This window comes from Streptomyces sp. NPDC006476, from assembly GCF_040612015.1.
GTDB classification, from domain to species: Bacteria; Actinomycetota; Actinomycetes; order Streptomycetales; family Streptomycetaceae; genus Streptomyces; species Streptomyces griseorubiginosus_B.
The window spans coordinates 18,764-36,690 of record NZ_JBEXPK010000068.1; the positions used below are offsets into that span (position 1 = coordinate 18,764).

Consider the following 17,927-nt stretch of genomic DNA (forward strand, 5'->3'; position numbering starts at 1 on the left):
GCCGAACGGGAGCAGAGGTGGGTGAAGTACGCCACGACCAGTCGCCGACTCAGTGCTACGGCTGACCGTGAACGAGTTCGTCAGAGGTCGCCTCGCGGGCGTGGAGGTGGGTGAGGTGGGGCAGGGAGTAGGCCGCCGAGTGGGCGGTCACCTCGCTGCCGGGCGAGACGACGATACCTTGCTCGATCATCAGCTCCAGCTCTCGCTGCGCCTGATCCTGCCCGCACCCGAGGGCCACTACGGCCTCTTCGATGGTGAACATTTCCGACAGGGGGAGTCTCGCCAGGCGCCGTAGCATGGAACGGCGCGACTCGTCCAACTGCCGCCATGCATCGTCCAGATGGGATCTCACGTCGACGTCGCCCACGGTCAGCTCGTCCAGTACCCGCCGGGGGTCGGCCAGCCGGACCGCGTACTCGCCGAGCGGCAGGTGGCGCAGCACGGCCAGCTTGAGGCCCGCAGCCCGGACCGCCAGTGGCAGCATTCCGCAGGCCGCGACGATCCGCTCGGCCGCCGGCCGGTCGCAGAGCACCCGGCCCGGGCCGATGAGCCGGCCCAGCAGCTCCAGGGCTTCGGCGGTGGAGTACGGCGACAGGTGCATCCGATGGGCCGGGGCGAGCCCGGCGAGCTGGGTGCGAGCGGTGATGATGGCGGCGCTCGGGCCGGTGCCGGGCAGCAGCGGCCGGACAGAAGCCTCGTCGGGGGTGTCGTCGAGCAGGAGCAGGACCTTGCGTTGCGCCAGCCAGGCGCGCCAGAGCGCGGCTGCGTGTTCGGGATCCGCGGGCAACGGCCCGGTCGGGTTCGTGTACGGGAGCAGTTCGGCTGTCAGTCTCGCCAGCGACCGAGGCGATCCGTCCTTCTCCCGGAGACTCACACGGATCCGTCCGCCGGGGAACTCATCAGCCAGCCGGTGCGCGGCGCGGTCGGCCAGCGCGGACTTGCCCACGCCAGCCGCTCCGATGACGACGGTCACCGTGCCGCCGGGACCTGCGACTTCGAGCAACTTCCTCATCTGGTCAGCGCGGCCGGTGAAGTCGGCGATGTCCGGCGGCAGCACGGTTGGCGTACCGCGGCGGCCGCCCACGCCGGCGTGCGGTCGCCCGGTACCTACCCCCCTGTCGGAGAGGATCGAGCGGTACACGGACTCCAGAACCGGGCTCGGCGACAGGCCCAGCTCCCTGGACAGGTACTGCCGCAGCTCGTCGTATGCCGACAATGCCTCGGTCCGGCGCCCCGAGCGGTGCAGGGCCGTCATCTGCGCCGAACGCAGTCGCTCCCGTAGCGGGTGCTGCTCCACCAGGGTGCCCACGATGTCGGCCACCTCACGGGCCTGACCCGCCTCCAGCGCCACCTCGGACCAGTCCTCGCAGACAGCCAGGTAACGAGTCGTCAGTCGTGCTACCTCGTCCCGGATCGGTTCCGAGCAGACAAGCTCCGGAAGTGGGGGACCGGTCCACAGGCGCCGGGCCCGGTCGAGCAGCCGGGCGCCGAGTTCGGTGTCGCCGTCGTCGGCCGCCGCGCGACCGGCCCGGGCAAGCGCGCGGAACTGCAAGGAGTCGAGTTCGGAGTCGGCCAGTTTGAGCAGGTAGCCTCCCGGGCGGCTGATGAGTCGCTGCCCCTCTCCGGCCTCGGCCAGCGTCTTGCGCAGTGCCGAGATGTACACCTGGAGGTTCTTGCGTGCCGTTCTCGGAGGCTCGTCGTCCCATACCGCCTCGGTCAGCACGTCGACCGAGACCAGCACGTTCGGGCGGCACAACAGCATGGCGAGAACCAATCGCTGTTTGAGCGGTCCGAGTTGGAGCGTGCGCCCCCGTACCTCGGCGGAGAGGGGACCCAGGATGGAGAAGTACACCGCCGGACGCGGTTCGGGGTCGCGTATGTCACTCATGCTGATCGGCCTCCGTATCGGCGGGTACTTCGCTGATCTCGGCATCCCACTGAGCGCCGTCCCGCCTCCCTGGCCGGGGCGCCGAGCACGGTCGCCCGACGCCGTCCGGACGCGGGTCCCGGACGCTCACGGTGGTGGGGCCGATCACGGGGGCATGCACGTGCGCTCCTGTGTTTAGGGATGAGAGGCGCCCGAGGACCTGGGGCGGGCTCACGCACCAGCAGAACTTTCGGGCCAGGGACGACTGTGCCGCGGACGGCGATCCCTAACATTGGGGGAACCCCCACATCCGACCTGTTCCAGGACAGCGGGCAGGCAACCGACGTGGCGACGTGCTGACGTGCCGGCGCTGGTCCCACCCACTGACGAAGGCGTCATGGACACCGTCCGGCGCGTGGTCCTGGCGCTCAACGCGGTCAACACGCAGTTCGGCGGCGGTGCTTATGAGACCGCCGAGCGCGAGCTGCTGTGCGACTACATAGACCGGACACTCGCCGAACACGGCATCGACGTCCCCGCTCTCGCGGCACGCCAAGGCCTGGGCCGTCACGAGATCACTGATGAGTGGCGCGAGTGGTGAGCCGACTGCGGTACGGCCACCGAGCGGTAGCTCCACCACGCCCGGTTTCCCAAAAGGCCGCGTGCAGACGCCGTGCCGTCGGCGACATCACCTTGGGAACAGGACCGATTCCCGGCCGGGTTCCCGCATCGGAGACGGCGCTCCTGGGCTGAACCATGGCATCAAGCCTCTCCACCAGGCTCTGGAGTTCGTGGCAGCTCCCCGACCACGCGGACCCCCAGTAAACGGTGAGTCAGCACCGCGATCTCGTTGCCGAAGCCGACCACCAGTTCGCCCTCCGGCTCCACCGCCATCGCGGTCACATACGCGGGGAACGCCAACTCCGGACCGGCCTGCCGACCGGTGGTCGGGTCCCATACCCGCACCGTCCTGTCCCGGCCGCCGGTGACGGCGACGGGACGACGCTCCAACACAGTTGTCGCCACCGCCCCGCCGGTATGGCCGGCAGGAGTTCGCCGGCCTCCCGTCCCGTCGTCAAATCCCACACCCGGACCGTCCCGTCGAAGCTGCCACCGGCGACGGCCACGGGCCGGCCGCTCACCACGGCCGTGGCTCCGACCGCACCCCCATCCTCCGGGCGGTCAGCGGCTCGCAGGTCGGCTGTCCGGTGGCCGGGTCCCATATCCGCATCGTGTTGTCGTAGCCGCTGGTGACGGTGACTGGGCGACCGTCCGCCAGGGTCATCCGGCGCCGGACGGGTGCGTCTTGACGGCCTTGTCCTCGGCACCCCTGCGGGCGACTCCGTCGACCGCCAGGCAGATACCGAAGACACGATTGGAGTCCGCGGTCATGTCGGCCTGCGCGACGGCGACGGGCGTCACCCTCTGGTCGGAGGTTTCGGCCGACGGGGATGCCATCAGACGGTGCGAGGACAGGGCGGAGCTGGGCATGTCGCCGACCGCCGAGGTCGGCATCGAACTCCCCGAACTCGACGCGGATCAGCTGGGCGGCCGGGAATGCGTCATTCCCGGCACGAAGGACGACGCCGAGGAATCGTGCATGTCCCTGCTCTACTACTGCGAGCACCAACCCCTGCGCCACAACCAGCTGTAGTGCCCTTCGAATGGCGCACGGCTCATGGGCGGCCTCCCACATCACGCTGACCAGGTGTCGAGCTGTTGGGTCGTGAGCGCGTCGGGGCCATGGCGAGCGGGACGATCCCGCCCAGGACCATCTCGGCGAGCGAGAGTCTCGACAGGTGCGGCGGGGCGAGGATGGCGAAGGCGACCCCCAATGCCACGATGATCCCGAGGGCCGAGGTCGCGAAGCGGACGTCACGCACGAGCATCGCCCACATCGGCATGCGCAGGGCGCCGGGCAGGCGTCGCCGGGTCGACCATGCCCACAGGGCCCAGACGGTGACGATTGCGGCCAGCCCGGTCGTCCACGGCGGCAGGGCCGTCGGCCACGGTGGCAGGGCGAGAGAGGTCAGGGGGTCGGTGCGGCCGGGGCCATCGATGTACCAGCGGAGGCCAGCGGCGCCGAAGAGGCACCACAGGGCCAGCCGACGGGCTGTGACGAGCACGCGAACCGCCACCGTCAGTACGTTCTGGTGCGCGGCGGACGACTGCGGATCGGCGGCGAGCGAGGCCGCGAAGTCCCAGGCGGCGCCGAACTGCCGCCCGCCGCGCAGGTTGAGCACGCCGAGGTTGTTGCGGGCTGCGGCGTCCTGGGGGTTGAGGTTCAGGACTGTGCGGTAGGCGCGGGCGGCTGCCTTGTGGTCGCCGGCCTGGTGGGCGATGTAGCCCACCCAGAAGTGCGCCTGTGGCTCCTCGGGAGCGAGGGCGGCGGCGCGTGCGGCGGCGGCGCCCGCGGCGGGCAGCCCGCCGGGGACGGCTGCGAGGGTCCGGGCGTAGGTGTTGTGCGTGGCCCAGCCGCCGGGCGCCAGCCGGACCGCCTCGGCCGCGGCGTCGACCGCATCCTGGTGGCGTTCCAGGGTCTGCAGGGTCAGGGCGCGAATCCGCCAGACGTACGCGTCGGTGGGGTCGTGGCGCAGTCCCTGGTCGGTGGCGTCCAACGCCCCTTCGGGGTCGCCGAGTTCCCTGCGGCAGTGGGCGAGCAGGGACCAGGACATGGTGTCGGTCGGGTCTGCTGCCAGATGCCGGGCGAACAGGGCCGCCGCTTCCTTGTGGCGGCCGGTCTCGGCAAGCACCAGGGCTCGTTGGGCGAGGCCCGCGTGGGGAGAGGTGGTCATGGCCGGTGCTTTCCGCTTCGCTTGAAATAGGTGAGCAGGTCGTCGTACATGCCGCCGTCGTTGGCGAACATCGCCACGTTGCGGGCGCTTTCGAACCAGGGGCCGGTCGAGGGCCGCACCTGGCCCAGAGCGGCCGTCAGGTCGCTGGCGCGGATCATGCGGGGTGTGCCGGTGGCGACGCAGTCCATGAGCGCCCGCTCGGCGGCCGTGTCGCACAGGTGCGCAAGGTCGGCGCCCGAGTAGCCGTCCGTACGGCGGGCCACGGCGTTCAGGTTCACGTCGGCTACCGGACGGTTGCGCAGGTGGTAGCGCAGGACCGATTCGCGTGCCGGTGCGTCCGGGGGCAGGACGAGCAGCGTACGGTCCAGTCTGCCGGGGCGGCGCAGAGCGGTGTCCACGTCCCAGGGATGATTGGTGGCCGCGAGGACGAACACGCCCTCGTTGGCGGCCGCGTGGATGCCGTCCAGCTCGGCGAGGAGCTGGTTGACGGAGGTGCGCAGGCCACTGTGGCGTACCAGACCGCGCTTGGCACCGAGTGCGTCGAGTTCGTCCAGGAAGACCACGCAGGGCGCGCTGCGGCGGGCGGTCTCGAAGACCTCGTGGAGATTGCGTTCAGACTGGCCGATGTACACGTCGAGCACGTCGTTCAGCCCCACGCTCATGAACCGCGCGCCGAGCTCACCCGCGACCGCGCGAGCGATGAAAGTCTTCCCGCAGCCCGGCGGCCCGTAGAGGAGGAGTCCGCCCCGCATCTGCTTGCCGTACAGTTCGCGCAGCGCGGGATTGCGCATCGGCGCCAGGAACGCGGCCTCCAGGCGCTGCTTGACCTCGAGCATGCCACCGACGTCCGCGAGCCGGACCCGGCCGGCATCCTCCACTTCCCCCATCGCCTCCTCGCCGCCGTAGAGGCTCTCCGTCCCGTCGGCGAGGCGGGGGGTGACGATGTCCGAGAACTCCTTCTCGGCGCGTTGCCAGTCGAATCCGGTCGTCTGATCCGGGACGGGGGCCGATGTCATCGCGCGTGCCATGAGCGCCCGCGCCTGAGCGTTGCCGGGGGCCCTGCTCAGCGCGGCCGCGATTTCGGCGACCGCTTCGTCGGCATGGCCGTGCGCGAGCAGCAGCTCCGAGAGATGGAGCCGTAGCGGTACGTCGTCCGGCGCGGCACCGACGGCAGCCCGCAGGCTGGCGATCAGGGGTACGTCGTGACCCATGGCAGCGGGACTCCAGATTCATAGATGTGCACGGCCGCGAAGATCGGTGCCGACCTGCTCAGCGGCTCTACGGGACCCCGGGTGACCGTGACACGGGGAGGCAGCGCCACCTGTCCTTCCCCGGCGGACCGGGCCCCGGCCCTGGGCCGGGCCCAGTCTCAGCCCTCACCACCGACCGCGGTATCCGGGAAAGTACGTATTCGGATGCGTAACCCCCGACCACACACCTCCGGGCCGGCGGCAAGGAATGGTCGAGGACGTGGTGAAGCAGCTTCTCCCTGTCGATCACGGGCACTATCGGATCCAGGTCCGAACGACGGTTGCGACCACCGCGCCGCCGAGCAGACGCAAGTCGACTGCGTGATCAGCCGTGGCGAACACAGGGTCGGGCGCCGTCGGCGGGTGACTCAGTGAGCAGAGCACCGGGATTGAGACCTGGAGGGCGCGGGGCGGGACCCGCCACCCCTTCGTCGCGAACGGCCTGCGGACGACAGCGGGGCCCGCTGCTTCCTCGGCTGGAGCGACGACGGCCACTGGATGTCGGCCGTCCTGTCGCCCCGCCGGGCGACAGGGCAGCGCCGCAGACGGCTCCCAGCGAGCGGCGGGACAGTCGTCCTCCCTACCCACGCGCCCGCCCAGGGCACGGCGACCCGAGGAAGGCGGCGCTGATCTCGTCGCTGAGAACCACGGGATCGGTCGGTGCTTGTAGTGCGGGGAAGCAAGAGATCCACGGCGTTCCGTGGCCAGATACGTATTTTCACAGATGTGCCGCGCACCGCGGTTGCACCAGCATCCTGCCGGTGATCGGCGAGACGGAAGCGGCGAGGATGGGAGCGTGTCGGGCATGAGTCTGCCCCTGGACACACTGGTGCGGTCCGTCCTGTCCGAGCAGGGCGCGGACGGCTGGGAGATCGTGGAGGAGGAGTTCTGGTGTCGCGTCCACCCGACCGGCCACCCCTCCCGTGTGCAGGGTTGGAAACTGCACCTGTCGGCCACTGCCCTCTCCGCACCCGAGGTGTTGTACCGGTCGGCCCGGGTGCTGGTCCACCACGGGTGCGCCTTCAAGTTCGCAGCCCGGTCTCAGGACGTCGAGACCCTGACCTCGAGCCGTTACGACCGGGCGCAGTGCGGCAAGTTCATCACCGCCTATCCGCAGGACGACGACCGCTTCCGTGAGCTGGCCCGGGCACTGGATGCGGCGACCGCCGGTCTGCCGGGCCCCGCGATCCTGTCGGACCGCCCGTATCGAACCGGCAGCCTCGTCCACTACCGCTTCGGCGCCTTCCAGGGTGTCAAGCACCGGACGCAGGACGGTGTGGAGGAGACACGGTTGCTCGCGCCGGACGGCAGCGCCGTGCGCGACGTACGCAACCCCTGGTTCTCACCGCCGCCGTGGGCCGAACTGCCGTTGCCCGGCCCCGCCGCCCCTGCGCCACCAGCCGCCGGGGCACCGCAGGAGATGGTGCTGCACGGGCGCTACGCCGTCCACGCGGCGATCCGCCACAGGGCGCGCGGCGGCGTCTACCGCGCGGTCGACCAGGACTCGGGCCGCGCTGTCGTGATCAAGCAGGCACGTGCGCATGTCGGTTCCGGTTTCACCGGCCATGACTGCCGGGACGTACTCCGGCGCGAGGCGGCGTCCCTCACTGCTCTCAAGGGTGTGGTCCCGGAACTCCTCGACCTCTTCGAGGAGGGCGGTCACCTGTTCCTCGTCGTGGCCGAGGTCCCGGGTCTCCCGCTCGGCCGCTGGGCCCAGGAGCGTTTCAGCTCATTGCGCGACCACGACGGCGGCCTGCCCGTCGGGGAGGTCGTCGTCCTCGCGGCCGACCTGGCGGAGCTGGTGGCCGAGGTGCATCGCAGAGGGCTGGTCTACTGCGACCTCAGCCCGTCGAACATCATGATCGGCCCCGACGGTCGGCTGCTGCTGGTCGACGCGGAGTGCGCCCTGCGGGCGGACGAGTGGGGTCACTGCGTGTACACTCCGGGCTTCGCCGCACCTGAGTACGCGCTGGGGCCCGTCTACGGCCCGGCGCCCGACCCGGCGGCAGACCTGTTCTCGCTGGGCGCCCTGCTCTTCTACCTGGCCACCGGCGCCGACCCTGCGTTCGCCGCAGCCGAAGCGGACGGCGGTCCCCCGGTGGAGCAACTCGACGCGGTACTCGCCGCCCAGGAGCCACGCAACGCTGCCGCGCGGCTCCTCGCCCCGGCGGTGCGGGGCCTGTGCGCGCAGGACCCGGCACAGCGCTGGTCCGTCGAACAACTCAGAACTCTGCTGGCCGGGCCCGTGCCTCCGCAGGTCACCACCAGCGGACTCGGCCCGGCCCAGCTGGCGGCCCCGCTGCAGGACACCCTGATCGGCGACGGAATCGCCCACATCGTGGGGACCATGGAACGGGGCGGCACCGATCGGCTGTGGCCCAGGGGCCGGCAGCCCGGAGAGGGCGCCGGCGGGTACGGCGTCCAGCACGGTGCGGCAGGTGTCCTGAGCGTGCTCATCCGTGCGGCCGACGTCCTCGGCCGGAAGGACCTGGAGCCGGTCGTACGCCATGTGGCCGCGTGGACGGACGCACGCCTCGACGCGGTGTCCGGACTGCCGCCCGGGCTGTACTCCGGTAGGGCCGGCGTCGCCTGGGCGCTGCACGAAGCGGCCCGCCACCTGGACGACGCCGAACTCCTCGACCGGGCGGAGCGCTTCGCCCTCGCACTGCCGGTGCGCTGGCCCAATCCCGATGTGTTCCACGGCGTCGCGGGGGTGGGTCTGACTCAGCTCAAGCTCTGGCAGTCGACGGGACGGCAGCGGTTCCTGGACCGGGCCGCTCAGTGCGCCGACGCGCTGCTGGCAGTGGCGGAGCACGACCGGGACGGGATCTTCTGGCAGGTCCCGCGCGACTTCGACTCCGGGCTCGCAGGCGCCGCCTACCTGGGATACGCCCACGGGGTCGCGGGCATTGGCTCCTTCCTGCTGGTGGCGGCCACCGCCACCGGCCGTGACGCGTACCTGGAGGCCTCCCACGCCGCTGCCCGAACCCTCTTCGCGGAGGCCGAACGCGGACCGTGGGGCGCCAGGTGGCGCACCGACCGCGCGCACGAGCCCGGGAGCGGACTGCTCCACCACCTGTGCAGCGGAGCCTCCGGTGTGGGCACCTTCCTGATCCGGCTCTGGCGCGCCACCGGCGACGCGCGCGCCTTGGAACTGGCAGAGGCCGCGGCCCGCGCGGCGTACCGCGTCCGCTGGACCTCGGGGACTTCGGTCTGCCACGGGCTCGCCGGAGACGGCGAGTTCCTGCTCGACATGGCACAAGCAGTTGGCGGGCCGTACCAGGGGTGGGCCGAAGAGCTCGCCGCCTGCCTCTATATCAAACGTCGTGCACGGGCGGGCCTGGTCGTCGTACCTGACGAGTCGGGCACACAGGTCGCCGTCGACTACGGCGTCGGCCTCGCCGGAGTCGTCGGGTTCCTGCTTCGTGTGCGGTACGGCGGCCCGCGCCTGCTGACCGCCGACGACGCGTCGCCCACCCTGGCGGCGCAACCCCTGACAGGACGATAGGAGACCACATCATGGAAGCAACGCTGGACAGCCTGCAGAAGCTCGTGGCGGAGGAATCGCACACGGAGGCTGTGTGCGGCTGGCTCACCGAACGGCAATGCGGCGGTCCCATCAGCTGCTGGAGTTCCACCTACGCCGCACCCACGGAACAGCACGCGTCGATGTAGGCAACGGCGTCGAACAGCTGACTGCCGCGCCACGGCGGCCGTGACTCGAGGAGCGGACCTCAGCCACGGCCGCCGTAGCTCGCCGGGACATCAGAGTCATCGTGATCCAGGCGATGCATGCCTCGCTGTGTGGCGGGAGATGTTCGCAATCCCAGACGTCGGGCCCTCACGATCGAGTTGATCGGCCGCTCGACCCGCCTCACACGCAACTTCTCTCTTCAGCAGCTGATCTGACGCCTGATCAGGCGCCGGCAGAGCCGCAGGCTCCGTGGTGACCGGGCGGGGCGCGCAGCTGGTGCTGTTGTCCGCTCGATCGCTTGTCGGATCTGTGACACTGCGTCACTCTCGTACCATGGTGTCTCGGCGGTGATGGTCCTGAACACAGGACCCATACTCGCCGCCACAGCCAGACAGGCATGGTCCACCGCCCCGGTGACGTGCTGCCATGTCGCGGCGGGCGACTCGACGATCCGGGCCGGCCATGGAGTCGGCCGCCAACAAGACATGGTCCCGCTGCTGCGCCGATACATACGGATTGAACTCCGAACGCGCCATGGAATCCGATTCGCCGTCCGCCGCGCGTTCGACCAGCGGTGGGACGGCCGCGCCGGCGCGGGCCGGCGCCCGAAGTCGGAGTGCCGGTAAGAACGCTGTCACCAGCCGCAAACGGCGGTGATCTTGCGAGGATGTCACCCGCGTCGGTGTGTCCGGGGTCGTAAGGTGCGGGCTCGTGGATAACACTGGCAGGCTGATGGGGACGTTTCGATTGTCAGCGACTACCGCACATGATCGGGGCAGTCCGGGAAAGAGCGTGCACAGGCAATCAGCCTGCGGACCCTACCCAGACCGCCCCTCAGGGAGAGAAAGAGTCAAAGTGCCTCTGGTGTGCTAGAGGCTGGACTCGAGGACATCCTGAAGCTTTTTCGTTCGCTCCTCTCCGTGATGGGTGTTGGTGTCTGACATGTGGTCAAACGTCAACACGCCGTCGATGAAGGAAATCCCTGCCGAGCTGATGAACTTTCCGGTATTCCTGATGAGGACTTTCGATATCCCCTCGCGGAGGGCTTCCTTGCCCATGTCATCGACCGCGACCGCGCTCAACGCGTCCACCAGCGGTTGGAAGAAGACCTGCGGGAAGTAGTCTGCGTACCTGTCCGCGTAATCGGCGACAGCCAGCTCCTCCCACGCCACCTCGATCGGCACCTCGAACCCTGCCGCCGCGTCGATCCGCGACTTCCAGGCGGGGTAGTCCTCGCTCTTGAACCGCTCAACGCTACGGCGTTCCGCAAGCCCCATCTGAACCTCCATTGTTTATGGTTTGATAATTTCGCAGGCTTCCGCCTTGCCCGCACAGCCGATCTTTGCAGTCCCTTCCCATCCCAAAAGGGACCAGTGGCACACATTGCGGACGAGGCCTTGGATGCGGCGGCAAGCCGGCGTTGTGCAAAACACCGTTGTGCACTCGGCTCGTTGTGGGATCCGTCGGACCCGGACCGACGAGCCGGACGCGGGGCACAGCGAGGATCAGGACTTGTTGAGGGCGAGCTCGAACGCGCTGAGGAAATCGCGAAATGAGGACTGCGCGTCCATGGCCTCGACGAGGCTCGATCCACCGCCGATCTTGACGTTGCGCAGGCAGTGGGAAGCGGCCGTCTGGACGTGATTGAGCGTCTCCTGCCAACTGGTGTTGACGATCTTGTCAGGCGGGTCACGGAAGGCCTTCGCCGCCTTCACGTCATCGAGCACCTGAGTGCAGCGCGGCGCGATCGTGGGGTCCCCAGTAGACTGGTTGCTCACCTCACCCAGGGTCTTCAAATCCGTGGCGATGGCCTTCACGTGTTTTTCGCTGCCGTTCTTGGCCCAGCCCGCCATCGTCTCCTTGTCCTTGGAGCACCCGGCGAGGGCGGTGAGCAGCAGCGCTGTGCCTGTCATGACGAGAACACCTCGCACGGCGGGACGGGAGCGGACCGACATGTTCACGGGACAGCATCCTTCTCTTCGTGTGAAACGCTGGAACTGTTCGTCGCTCCTCGTCTGACGACCGTGCATACCTCTGGGCGGGTGCGACGATGATTGGTCCGGAGGAGCCGCGACGTTCGTCCCCCTCGGCCTGGCACGGGCGCCTTCGCCCACGCTTCCGGAGCAGCGTGCCGCCTCTGGGAAACCCTCATGTAGTGCCCCCTCCGCTCCGAGCACCCGGTGCACGTGATTCACCATGGTCGCAAGAGGCAGCCCCAGATCCATCGGGGAGATTACTGACTCGTGCACGTAGAGGAACGGGGCCCCAGGGCCGCGGCGTTCAGGCTGGATGTCTGAGTTCGTGATCATGTGAGCCTGTAGAGCGTGAGGACATGGTGCCGGTCGGTGTGAGCGCGTCGGGCGGCGGCGATGCTGACCCGGCCGGCGAGCTTGAGGCAGGAACGGATCAGGTCGCGTAGGACGGCGGGGGTGTGGTGGCGGCGGACCTGGCTGGCGTCGTCGCCGAAGGTGACGTCGCGACAGCAGTGCACGGTCTTTAAGCTCAGCCGATCCCGGACGGGCCGCAGGTCTGAGCCGCATGGAGCGGCGGCGCCAGGGTCAGTACGACTGTCGCGGCGATCGTGGCGAGCCATATTGCGTACAGCGCCAACGGCCGCGCCCTGCGACGTGAGAGCAGCCACGCGATCCACCCCGCCAACGATCCGGCGGCCAGTGCCGCCAACACGCACAGGAGCACCACATTCGCCGACACCGGATGCACGGCCTCGTTCGCCGTGCAGTAGTCGCCGTCGTTCCTCAACGAGGTGAACAGCAGCACCAGCAAGGTCATGAGCGCCGATGACATCCAGGCCACGGCTGCCAGCACCGGATACTGCACCCGGCCAGCCAGCAGAATCCAGGCGAGCAGGGCGCACGTCAGGACCAGCAGCACCGCCACTCCCATCTTTCCATGCCCGTCACTCCACCACAGGAAGGTCGCGAGCATCGCCGTCCAGGCCACAGCGGGCAGCGCCCGGTGCGGCGCCCTGGGCCAGGTCCGCAGGGCGCCGGCCAGCAGGACGCACATCAGCAGCAGCGGAACCGCCATCCCCAGCGCTGGCACTGCCATCGCCAGCGCCACCCCTCGCAGGCCCGCGCGGTACTTGCTGACCTGGGGGTCGTCAGCCCAGTAGAAACCGCTGAACGTCGCGCACACCGCCGTGACGACCACCAGCGCGGCAAGTGCGTGCGCATAGACACGGGCCCGGGGCGCATTCGGGAAGGACGCGGGCCAGAGGATGTCCCGGAGGTGGCCGTCCACCCCCGGCCGGACGGCCGACCTCCACCGATCTGCGATCGCCGGACTCACAGCCACTCGCCCTTCGCCCGTCCCGCAATCCACCACGTCCGTTTCATATGCGATCCCCTGCTCTTTCTGTGTGTGGCGAATCGGGCGTTCTGACGTCATGGCAGCGGCAGCGGGGGCTGCGCGACGCTGTCCAAGGTGAACAACTCGTCACCCGGAGCGTGCAGGACGCGGTGCAGTGCCAAACAGCAGCCCGGCCCCTCCACTGGTACAAATCGGCGCTGAAGCGGTGTGACCTTTTGCCGAGGAAGAGGACGCCAAGAGTGTGCGGGATGGCTTACTTCAGCAGGCCGGTGGCGGTCCGGACCGCGTCGTGGCGGTGGGTCTCGCCACCGGCCAGTTCGGCGTGGTCGGCGAGGAAGTACGCCGGTCCGGCGAGTCCGGCGTGCAGACCGGCTTCCCTCAGGCACGACATGGGGTGATCTCCTGGTCCGTTCCCCACCAGCCGGCCGGCACTCGGCTGGGCGCGAAGCGCGGGCCCGGGTCCGCTATCGCCGCGAGCGGAGCGTAGTACTGCTCGTCCGCGAATGCCTCGGCGGGAGCGTCAAGCATGAGTTCCTCCCTGAAGTGCCCTGGGCGCCGAAGACGGCGTCCCGCCGGGTGGAATTCACCATCGTTGAGGCCGTGGTCAGCCGACATCCGCAAAACTACGTAGATCCCCACGGGTTCGGGTGCGTTCCCCGAGCTACGGGAAACTCGGCCGACACGAAGACATTCCGGTGGGGTACTGGACGACGGTGAAGTTCTCCGGTGCGCTGCCCGCGAAGCGGGTGAACGAGTTGCTCGATCGGGTCGAGAAGCTTCAACAGGCCGTCAAGTTCGCCCGCTAGGAGGCCAACAGCACCGAGGTCACCGACCAGCGGGTGGGCGACGCGGGGTTCGGCTACCTGTTCAGGTAGCTTCTCGATCGCCCCTCGTGCGAGCAAGGGGTGCGCGAAGAGCGCAAGCTGAAACTGATGTTGAAGCGCCGGCGAAGCCGCCGAGGCCGCCTCGGCAGAGGCGGCCCTTGAATCTCAGGTTCTCGCTCCAGTCTCAGCATTCGCCGCCGAACGCCGGATCGACCGAGTACGGACGGTTATCGACGGATGCAGGTTCAAGTCCTGTCTGTGCCTCTCTTCTCGTGGCACGGTAGTTCAAAGGCAGAACAGGTCGATCTCGCAATGATCGGCGACTCTTGAACGTGCCGGTGTGTGCAATTGGGTGGCAAAAGAGGAGCCCGGGCAGCAGGATATGCTCCCGGGCTCCGTCCACCTCAGCCTTTGCCTCACTTCAGCCGGACTGGGCCATCATGTCCTGGTCCGCATACCTGACGGCGGGACGATGGCACTGCCAGGCAACAGGTCGGCGAGCGCACACGGCTCGGGGTCGAACGCCGACCTGGCCCGGTTGCGGCAGGCCGCGCGGCCGGATGACCTCAGGTCCTTGCGGCGGCTCTCCGACGCTCTGCGGCGGGCCGGCCGACTGGTGGACGGACGGCCGGTGCAGGCGTGGATCGACCTGTTCAGCGCCGAGCCGTACGACGGGGTGTACCCGCGGCCGGCCGACAGCACTCGGGCGTTGGAGCCCGAGCGGTTGCCCGAGGACGGTACGCCCGAGCCGGTACGCCAGGTCGTCTCCGCAGGGCCGGCGGCGGTACCCGCGCTGGTGGACGCGCTGCGGACGGCCGCGCGGGGACCGTGCGTGAAAGCCGTCATTCGAACGATCGTCCACAGCGTCAACGCGTTGGCCCGGATCCGCCCGGTGCCGACCTGTGCCATCCCCGCCGTGCTGGAGTCCGTGAGCGCGGCGAGCCCCAAGGCCAGGGCGCACGTCCTCTTCGAACTGGCGGGCCCGCTACGGCCCCGGGCGACCGCTCTCGCGGTCCGTGTGCTGACCGACTGCCTCGGCGCGACGCAGGAGGACCGGGTCCGGGTGACCGCGGCCCAGGCACTGTCGCGGCTGGAGGGCGACCTGCCCGCACGAGCCCGGGACGCAGCGCTGATGGGCCTGGCCGACCCGCACCGCTGGGTTCGCCACTTCTGCCTGCTCACCCTGGCCCGGCTACGAGGGCCCGACGAAGTCGTCCGCGCGGCCCTGTACGAGCAGTTCCGCCACCATGAAGAGCACCGGCCGGAAGTCATCCGGGCACTGCTCCGCTTCGACGAAGCACAGGCGCTCGCCTTCCTCGCGGACGAGTTGCGCCGACAGGCACCCGGAGAGGCCGGGCAGGAGCAGTACGGGCGTTGCCTTCGTCTGCTGGAGGAACTAGGGAGCCTGGCCGCACCGGTGCTGTCGGCGATTCGGCCCCGTGGGCCGATGGAGGAGGCGTGTGTACGGGCGGTGCTGCGCGCGGAGTTGAAGGACTGCGCTGCCGCACGCGCACCTGAACCGCTCGCCGAGGAGCGGACTATCGAGTGGGTGTGCGGTGAGTGTCGTTGAGTCGTTCATCCCTTGGCTCTGGTTTCCCTCCGCGACCGCGGCAGCCCCTGATCTGTGTTGGCTCTCGGCCGTCAGGACAACCGCCAGATGATGAAGTATCCGCGACTCGTTCTGCCCTGAAGTTCGGCCCGCACCTGCGCGATGAGATCCATGGCGTCGTTCGTCAGCCGGGCACGGGCTTGCGCTCGTTCGGGCCAGGCGTTCCATGGCGACCCGGTTTCGACATTGACGTTGTCGACCTCGCCCTGCGACTCCGTCCAGGTCACCAGCTTGGGGCGCCGCGGGCCGTCGGTAGCGACCAGCCCGATGAGCTTGCCGCGGAGGGCCGCGTACCGCACATGGATGACGTCGGACGCGTAGAGGTCGAGGAGGTTGTCGACGTCTGGATTGATGTTCCATTCCTCGACCGACAGGTACGGCTTGGCGACTTCGTCCAGTTCGTCGAGTGCTTCGAGCAGTTGGTCGACCCACTTGATCAAGGCGAGATAGGGCTCAGCTCGCTTGTCGCGCAGGTCCTGCGCATGTGACCGCTCGTGGAGTGCGCGCTCTTGCACGGCGGACAGCCGCTCCTGTGTGTCGAGCGTGTCGCGTGTGTTCTCCCGCTGTGCGCGAAGGGAGAGCAGTGTCGTCACCAGACTCGCGACGACCGCTAACCCTGCGACTCCTGTAGACGCCAGACTCACGATGATCTGGGATTCCACGAGCGTCAGCCTCCCAGGGGGACCCGCCTCTTTCTGTGGGTGACACACAAGCCGTGACTGCGGTCGGCGTCCGCTACTTGTAGGGGACGCCGAAGATCGATTTGAAGATGGCGACACCGCCCCAATGGCTTTGATCGTGGATCACCTTCGGGATGGCGACCATGCGGCCGAAGTCAGGGTGATGGTGCCAGACGAACCCATCCGGCAGTTTGTCGATCCCGAGAAGCTTGAGAGCGGCTTTTGCGTCCTCCCTCCTGCTGCCGCGCAGCATGCCGATGTTGACGTCGAACTTCTTGCTGCCCACCTGCAGGATGTGCGCCTCGAAGCCTTCGAGAGCAACGCCCTCCAGCTCCATCCACTTGCGCTCGGATTGGTAGGCCTTCTTGAACATGACGAAGTCCTGGACCATGGTTTTGGTCGCGGTCTCGCCCAGGATGCTCTCGATGAGCTCCTTGGCCCTGGCCTCTTCCAGGGTCCCGCCGATGGCCATCCCGCCTCTGGTGTCCTTCATCAACTCGAGCAGATGGCTGCCCCAGCGCTGGGCGACGCCGCTCTCGAAGGCCGACTCCACAATGGCAGGCGAGATGAAGCCGAGGCCGAACTCGAAGACCCGGGCGAAGGTCTGCATGGCCTCGTAGCTCTGGCGCAGCTCGTACTTCCTGCCGGATGGGGCGTCGGGAGGCTCCGGGTACCGCCAGCTGTTCAACCAGGCCTCCGGCGTCAGGGGGCCGCCCAGCATGCGGTCGACGAGCCAGTTCCAGGCCGACTGTTTTGCGACCGTCCACTCTTCTTCCGCCGTCGCGTAGTCGCGGTCGGGTTCCGGTGCCGGCAAGGGCGCCTGCCCGGCCGTCGGTGGGCCAAGGATCTTGTCCGCCGGGTAGACATACGGGTCGTCCTGCGTGCCCTTTCCCGTGACGAGGCTGCCATCGCCCCAATACAGCTTCCAGCGCTCCAAGCGGTGCTGCTCCCAGCTCTCACTCGGCACGTGCCCCGTTCCCCCGGAGGCACCTGGCGCGGCCCCGGCTCCGCTGTGCGTAGCGCTCGGAAGCCCCGGCGTGTTTGCCGGGATTCCCGGCGTGCCCTGCGGGCCGGCGCCCGGCTCATGACCAGGCCCGCTTCCTTGCCCGTCGTGGCGTCCTGTGCCCTGCTCCGACGGACGCTCACCAGTTCCACCGCTCCCACTGTGCTCTGTGGAGGTACTGCTCGTCGCAGAGCCTGGATCGCCCGGCGCAGGTGTCGACTCGGTTCCGTCGTGCACCGGTTCAGGATGATGGTCACCCATCTGACCGCTTTCCGGTCCGGAGCCGGGAGCCTCTCCGTGACCGCCCCCCTTATCCTGCCCAGTATTGCCTCCGTGCCCAGGGGTGTCCGGGCCGGGAGTGCCTCCTTGCCCGGGGATTTGCCCCTGCCCGGGGCCTTCCTGAGGAGTACCGGGACCGTCGCCAGGATCACCGCCGTGCTTGTCACCGCCGCGCTCACCACCTGGACCAGAGCCTGGCGTCTGACCAGAGTGCTCGCCCGGCTCCCCACCACGCCCCCGGCCTGGCTCGTCGCCGGCGTGACCGTAGGAGTGAGCCTCCGGAAATACCCAAACGTGCAGGTCCTTGTCCCACGTGGGTTCTTCATGGAGTTCGGGGTGCCCGTGGCTCTGAAAGTACTCCAAAGCCTCGCGACCTGTGCCCTGCCCTTGACTGAGGCGATCGGCAAGCGCCTTGTCTTCGGCACTCGTCGGAGGAGACGTTCCAATCTCCGTCGGGCTGGTTGACCCAACCTCCTCGCCGGACGTCTCCTCGCCCGAGGTCTCCTCGCCGGACGTCTCCTCGCCCGAGGTCTCCTCGCCGGACGTCTCCTCGCCCGAGGTCTCCTCGCCGGACGTCTCCTCGCCCGAGGTCTCCT

At 68.9% G+C, this 17,927-nt stretch carries 18 protein-coding genes and 2 pseudogenes; 7 read left to right on the forward strand and 13 right to left on the reverse strand.

Annotation, left to right across the window (positions count from 1 at the left end):
• Positions 1–55: 55 nt before the first annotated feature.
• A complete protein-coding gene (locus ABZZ74_RS42600) occupies positions 56–1,888 on the reverse strand; it encodes a BTAD domain-containing putative transcriptional regulator (protein ID WP_356949513.1) in 1,833 nt (610 codons plus the stop codon).
• A 376-nt stretch (positions 1,889–2,264) separates the two neighbouring features.
• On the opposite strand from ABZZ74_RS42600, the gene ABZZ74_RS42605 reads away from it, so the two are divergent.
• Positions 2,265–2,468, forward strand: coding sequence for a hypothetical protein (locus ABZZ74_RS42605; RefSeq protein WP_356949514.1), 204 nt, complete (start codon positions 2,265–2,267; stop codon positions 2,466–2,468).
• A gap of 161 nt (positions 2,469–2,629) precedes the next feature.
• On the opposite strand, the gene ABZZ74_RS42610 is transcribed toward ABZZ74_RS42605, so the two are convergent.
• Together ABZZ74_RS42610 and ABZZ74_RS42615 are read right to left on the reverse strand one after the other, a co-directional pair.
• On the reverse strand, positions 2,630–2,893 hold the full coding sequence (locus tag ABZZ74_RS42610) for a hypothetical protein (protein WP_356949515.1): 264 nt from the start codon (positions 2,891–2,893) through the stop codon (positions 2,630–2,632).
• A 255-nt stretch (positions 2,894–3,148) separates the two neighbouring features.
• Entirely contained in the window at positions 3,149–3,358 is a 210-nt protein-coding gene (locus tag ABZZ74_RS42615; protein ID WP_356949516.1) for a hypothetical protein, read from the reverse strand.
• Between ABZZ74_RS42615 and ABZZ74_RS42620 the strand changes: the two genes are divergently transcribed.
• Positions 3,357–3,521 (forward strand): hypothetical protein, encoded by a 165-nt coding sequence (locus tag ABZZ74_RS42620; RefSeq protein WP_356949517.1) that lies wholly within the window; start codon positions 3,357–3,359, stop codon positions 3,519–3,521. The two genes, ABZZ74_RS42615 and ABZZ74_RS42620, sit on opposite strands and share 2 nt — an antisense overlap.
• Before the next feature lie 22 nt (positions 3,522–3,543).
• Here ABZZ74_RS42620 and ABZZ74_RS42625 read toward each other — a convergent pair whose 3' ends face one another.
• Together ABZZ74_RS42625 and ABZZ74_RS42630 are read right to left on the reverse strand one after the other, a co-directional pair.
• Positions 3,544–4,662 (reverse strand): tetratricopeptide repeat protein, encoded by a 1,119-nt coding sequence (locus ABZZ74_RS42625; RefSeq protein ID WP_356949518.1) that lies wholly within the window; start codon positions 4,660–4,662, stop codon positions 3,544–3,546.
• The gene (locus ABZZ74_RS42630; RefSeq protein ID WP_356949519.1) at positions 4,659–5,873 is read right to left on the reverse strand and encodes an ATP-binding protein; all 1,215 of its coding nucleotides are present in this window, start codon (positions 5,871–5,873) and stop codon (positions 4,659–4,661) included. Before ABZZ74_RS42630 ends, ABZZ74_RS42625 begins: the two co-directional genes overlap by 4 nt.
• 844 nt (positions 5,874–6,717) lie before the next feature.
• Here ABZZ74_RS42630 and lanL point away from each other — a divergent pair.
• Positions 6,718–9,420, forward strand: coding sequence for a class IV lanthionine synthetase LanL (lanL, locus tag ABZZ74_RS42635; protein ID WP_356949520.1), 2,703 nt, complete (start codon positions 6,718–6,720; stop codon positions 9,418–9,420).
• Positions 9,421–9,431: 11 nt separating this feature from the next.
• Positions 9,432–9,587 carry a hypothetical protein gene (locus ABZZ74_RS42640; protein WP_356949521.1) on the forward strand — a complete coding sequence of 52 codons (156 nt, stop codon included), beginning with the start codon at positions 9,432–9,434 and terminating at the stop codon, positions 9,585–9,587.
• 888 nt (positions 9,588–10,475) lie between these two features.
• Here the strand turns inward: ABZZ74_RS42640 and ABZZ74_RS42645 are convergent.
• From ABZZ74_RS42645 to ABZZ74_RS42670, 6 genes and pseudogenes are all read right to left on the reverse strand, one after another.
• Positions 10,476–10,883: a hypothetical protein gene (locus ABZZ74_RS42645; protein WP_356949522.1), complete on the reverse strand. Its 408-nt coding sequence runs from the start codon at positions 10,881–10,883 to the stop codon at positions 10,476–10,478.
• A gap of 228 nt (positions 10,884–11,111) precedes the next feature.
• On the reverse strand, positions 11,112–11,519 hold the full coding sequence (locus tag ABZZ74_RS42650) for a hypothetical protein (protein WP_356949523.1): 408 nt from the start codon (positions 11,517–11,519) through the stop codon (positions 11,112–11,114).
• A gap of 392 nt (positions 11,520–11,911) precedes the next feature.
• Positions 11,912–12,109, reverse strand: a pseudogene (locus tag ABZZ74_RS42655) (ISAs1 family transposase); the annotation flags it as partial.
• Positions 12,109–12,867, reverse strand: a complete 759-nt coding sequence (locus ABZZ74_RS42660) for a hypothetical protein (RefSeq protein WP_356949524.1) — start codon at positions 12,865–12,867, stop codon at positions 12,109–12,111. The gene ABZZ74_RS42660 and the pseudogene ABZZ74_RS42655, both read right to left, overlap by 1 nt.
• A 322-nt stretch (positions 12,868–13,189) precedes the next feature.
• Complete coding sequence (locus ABZZ74_RS42665; protein WP_356949525.1) at positions 13,190–13,327, reverse strand: hypothetical protein; 138 nt, start codon at positions 13,325–13,327, stop codon at positions 13,190–13,192.
• Positions 13,315–13,464 (reverse strand): hypothetical protein, encoded by a 150-nt coding sequence (locus tag ABZZ74_RS42670; RefSeq protein ID WP_356949526.1) that lies wholly within the window; start codon positions 13,462–13,464, stop codon positions 13,315–13,317. The genes ABZZ74_RS42665 and ABZZ74_RS42670 overlap by 13 nt, the downstream gene beginning before the upstream one ends.
• A 152-nt stretch (positions 13,465–13,616) precedes the next feature.
• Between ABZZ74_RS42670 and ABZZ74_RS42675 the strand changes: the two are divergent.
• Positions 13,617–13,811 (forward strand): annotated as a pseudogene (locus ABZZ74_RS42675) (hypothetical protein); the annotation flags it as partial.
• Between the two features lie 421 nt (positions 13,812–14,232).
• Complete coding sequence (locus tag ABZZ74_RS42680; RefSeq protein WP_356949527.1) at positions 14,233–15,330, forward strand: hypothetical protein; 1,098 nt, start codon at positions 14,233–14,235, stop codon at positions 15,328–15,330.
• Between the two features lie 71 nt (positions 15,331–15,401).
• Here the strand turns inward: ABZZ74_RS42680 and ABZZ74_RS42685 are convergent, their stop codons facing one another.
• Together ABZZ74_RS42685 and ABZZ74_RS42690 are read right to left on the reverse strand one after the other, a co-directional pair.
• Positions 15,402–16,031: a hypothetical protein gene (locus ABZZ74_RS42685; RefSeq protein WP_356949528.1), complete on the reverse strand. Its 630-nt coding sequence runs from the start codon at positions 16,029–16,031 to the stop codon at positions 15,402–15,404.
• A 73-nt stretch (positions 16,032–16,104) separates the two neighbouring features.
• Positions 16,105–16,986: an HNH endonuclease gene (locus tag ABZZ74_RS42690; protein WP_356949529.1), complete on the reverse strand. Its 882-nt coding sequence runs from the start codon at positions 16,984–16,986 to the stop codon at positions 16,105–16,107.
• Between the two features lie 757 nt (positions 16,987–17,743).
• Between ABZZ74_RS42690 and ABZZ74_RS42695 the strand changes: the two genes are divergently transcribed.
• On the forward strand, positions 17,744–17,927 hold a 184-nt coding region (locus ABZZ74_RS42695), incomplete at its 3' end, for a hypothetical protein (protein ID WP_356949530.1).

Bases quoted from the DNA above. Each gene is read 5' to 3' on its own strand.
- ABZZ74_RS42625 (WP_356949518.1), bottom strand. From the start codon at position 4,662: ATGACCACCTCTCCCCACGCGGGCCTCGCCCAACGAGCCCTGGTGCTT.
- ABZZ74_RS42620 (WP_356949517.1), top strand. From the start codon at position 3,357: ATGTCGCCGACCGCCGAGGTCGGCATCGAACTCCCCGAACTCGACGCG.
- ABZZ74_RS42640 (WP_356949521.1), top strand. From the start codon at position 9,432: ATGGAAGCAACGCTGGACAGCCTGCAGAAGCTCGTGGCGGAGGAATCG.
- ABZZ74_RS42680 (WP_356949527.1), top strand. From the start codon at position 14,233: ATGGCACTGCCAGGCAACAGGTCGGCGAGCGCACACGGCTCGGGGTCG.
- ABZZ74_RS42615 (WP_356949516.1), bottom strand. From the start codon at position 3,358: ATGCCCAGCTCCGCCCTGTCCTCGCACCGTCTGATGGCATCCCCGTCG.
- ABZZ74_RS42650 (WP_356949523.1), bottom strand. From the start codon at position 11,519: ATGACAGGCACAGCGCTGCTGCTCACCGCCCTCGCCGGGTGCTCCAAG.
- ABZZ74_RS42670 (WP_356949526.1), bottom strand. From the start codon at position 13,464: ATGCTTGACGCTCCCGCCGAGGCATTCGCGGACGAGCAGTACTACGCT.
- ABZZ74_RS42605 (WP_356949514.1), top strand. From the start codon at position 2,265: ATGGACACCGTCCGGCGCGTGGTCCTGGCGCTCAACGCGGTCAACACG.
- ABZZ74_RS42600 (WP_356949513.1), bottom strand. From the start codon at position 1,888: ATGAGTGACATACGCGACCCCGAACCGCGTCCGGCGGTGTACTTCTCC.
- ABZZ74_RS42665 (WP_356949525.1), bottom strand. From the start codon at position 13,327: ATGTCGTGCCTGAGGGAAGCCGGTCTGCACGCCGGACTCGCCGGACCG.
- lanL (WP_356949520.1), top strand. From the start codon at position 6,718: ATGAGTCTGCCCCTGGACACACTGGTGCGGTCCGTCCTGTCCGAGCAG.
- ABZZ74_RS42645 (WP_356949522.1), bottom strand. From the start codon at position 10,883: ATGGGGCTTGCGGAACGCCGTAGCGTTGAGCGGTTCAAGAGCGAGGAC.
- ABZZ74_RS42630 (WP_356949519.1), bottom strand. From the start codon at position 5,873: ATGGGTCACGACGTACCCCTGATCGCCAGCCTGCGGGCTGCCGTCGGT.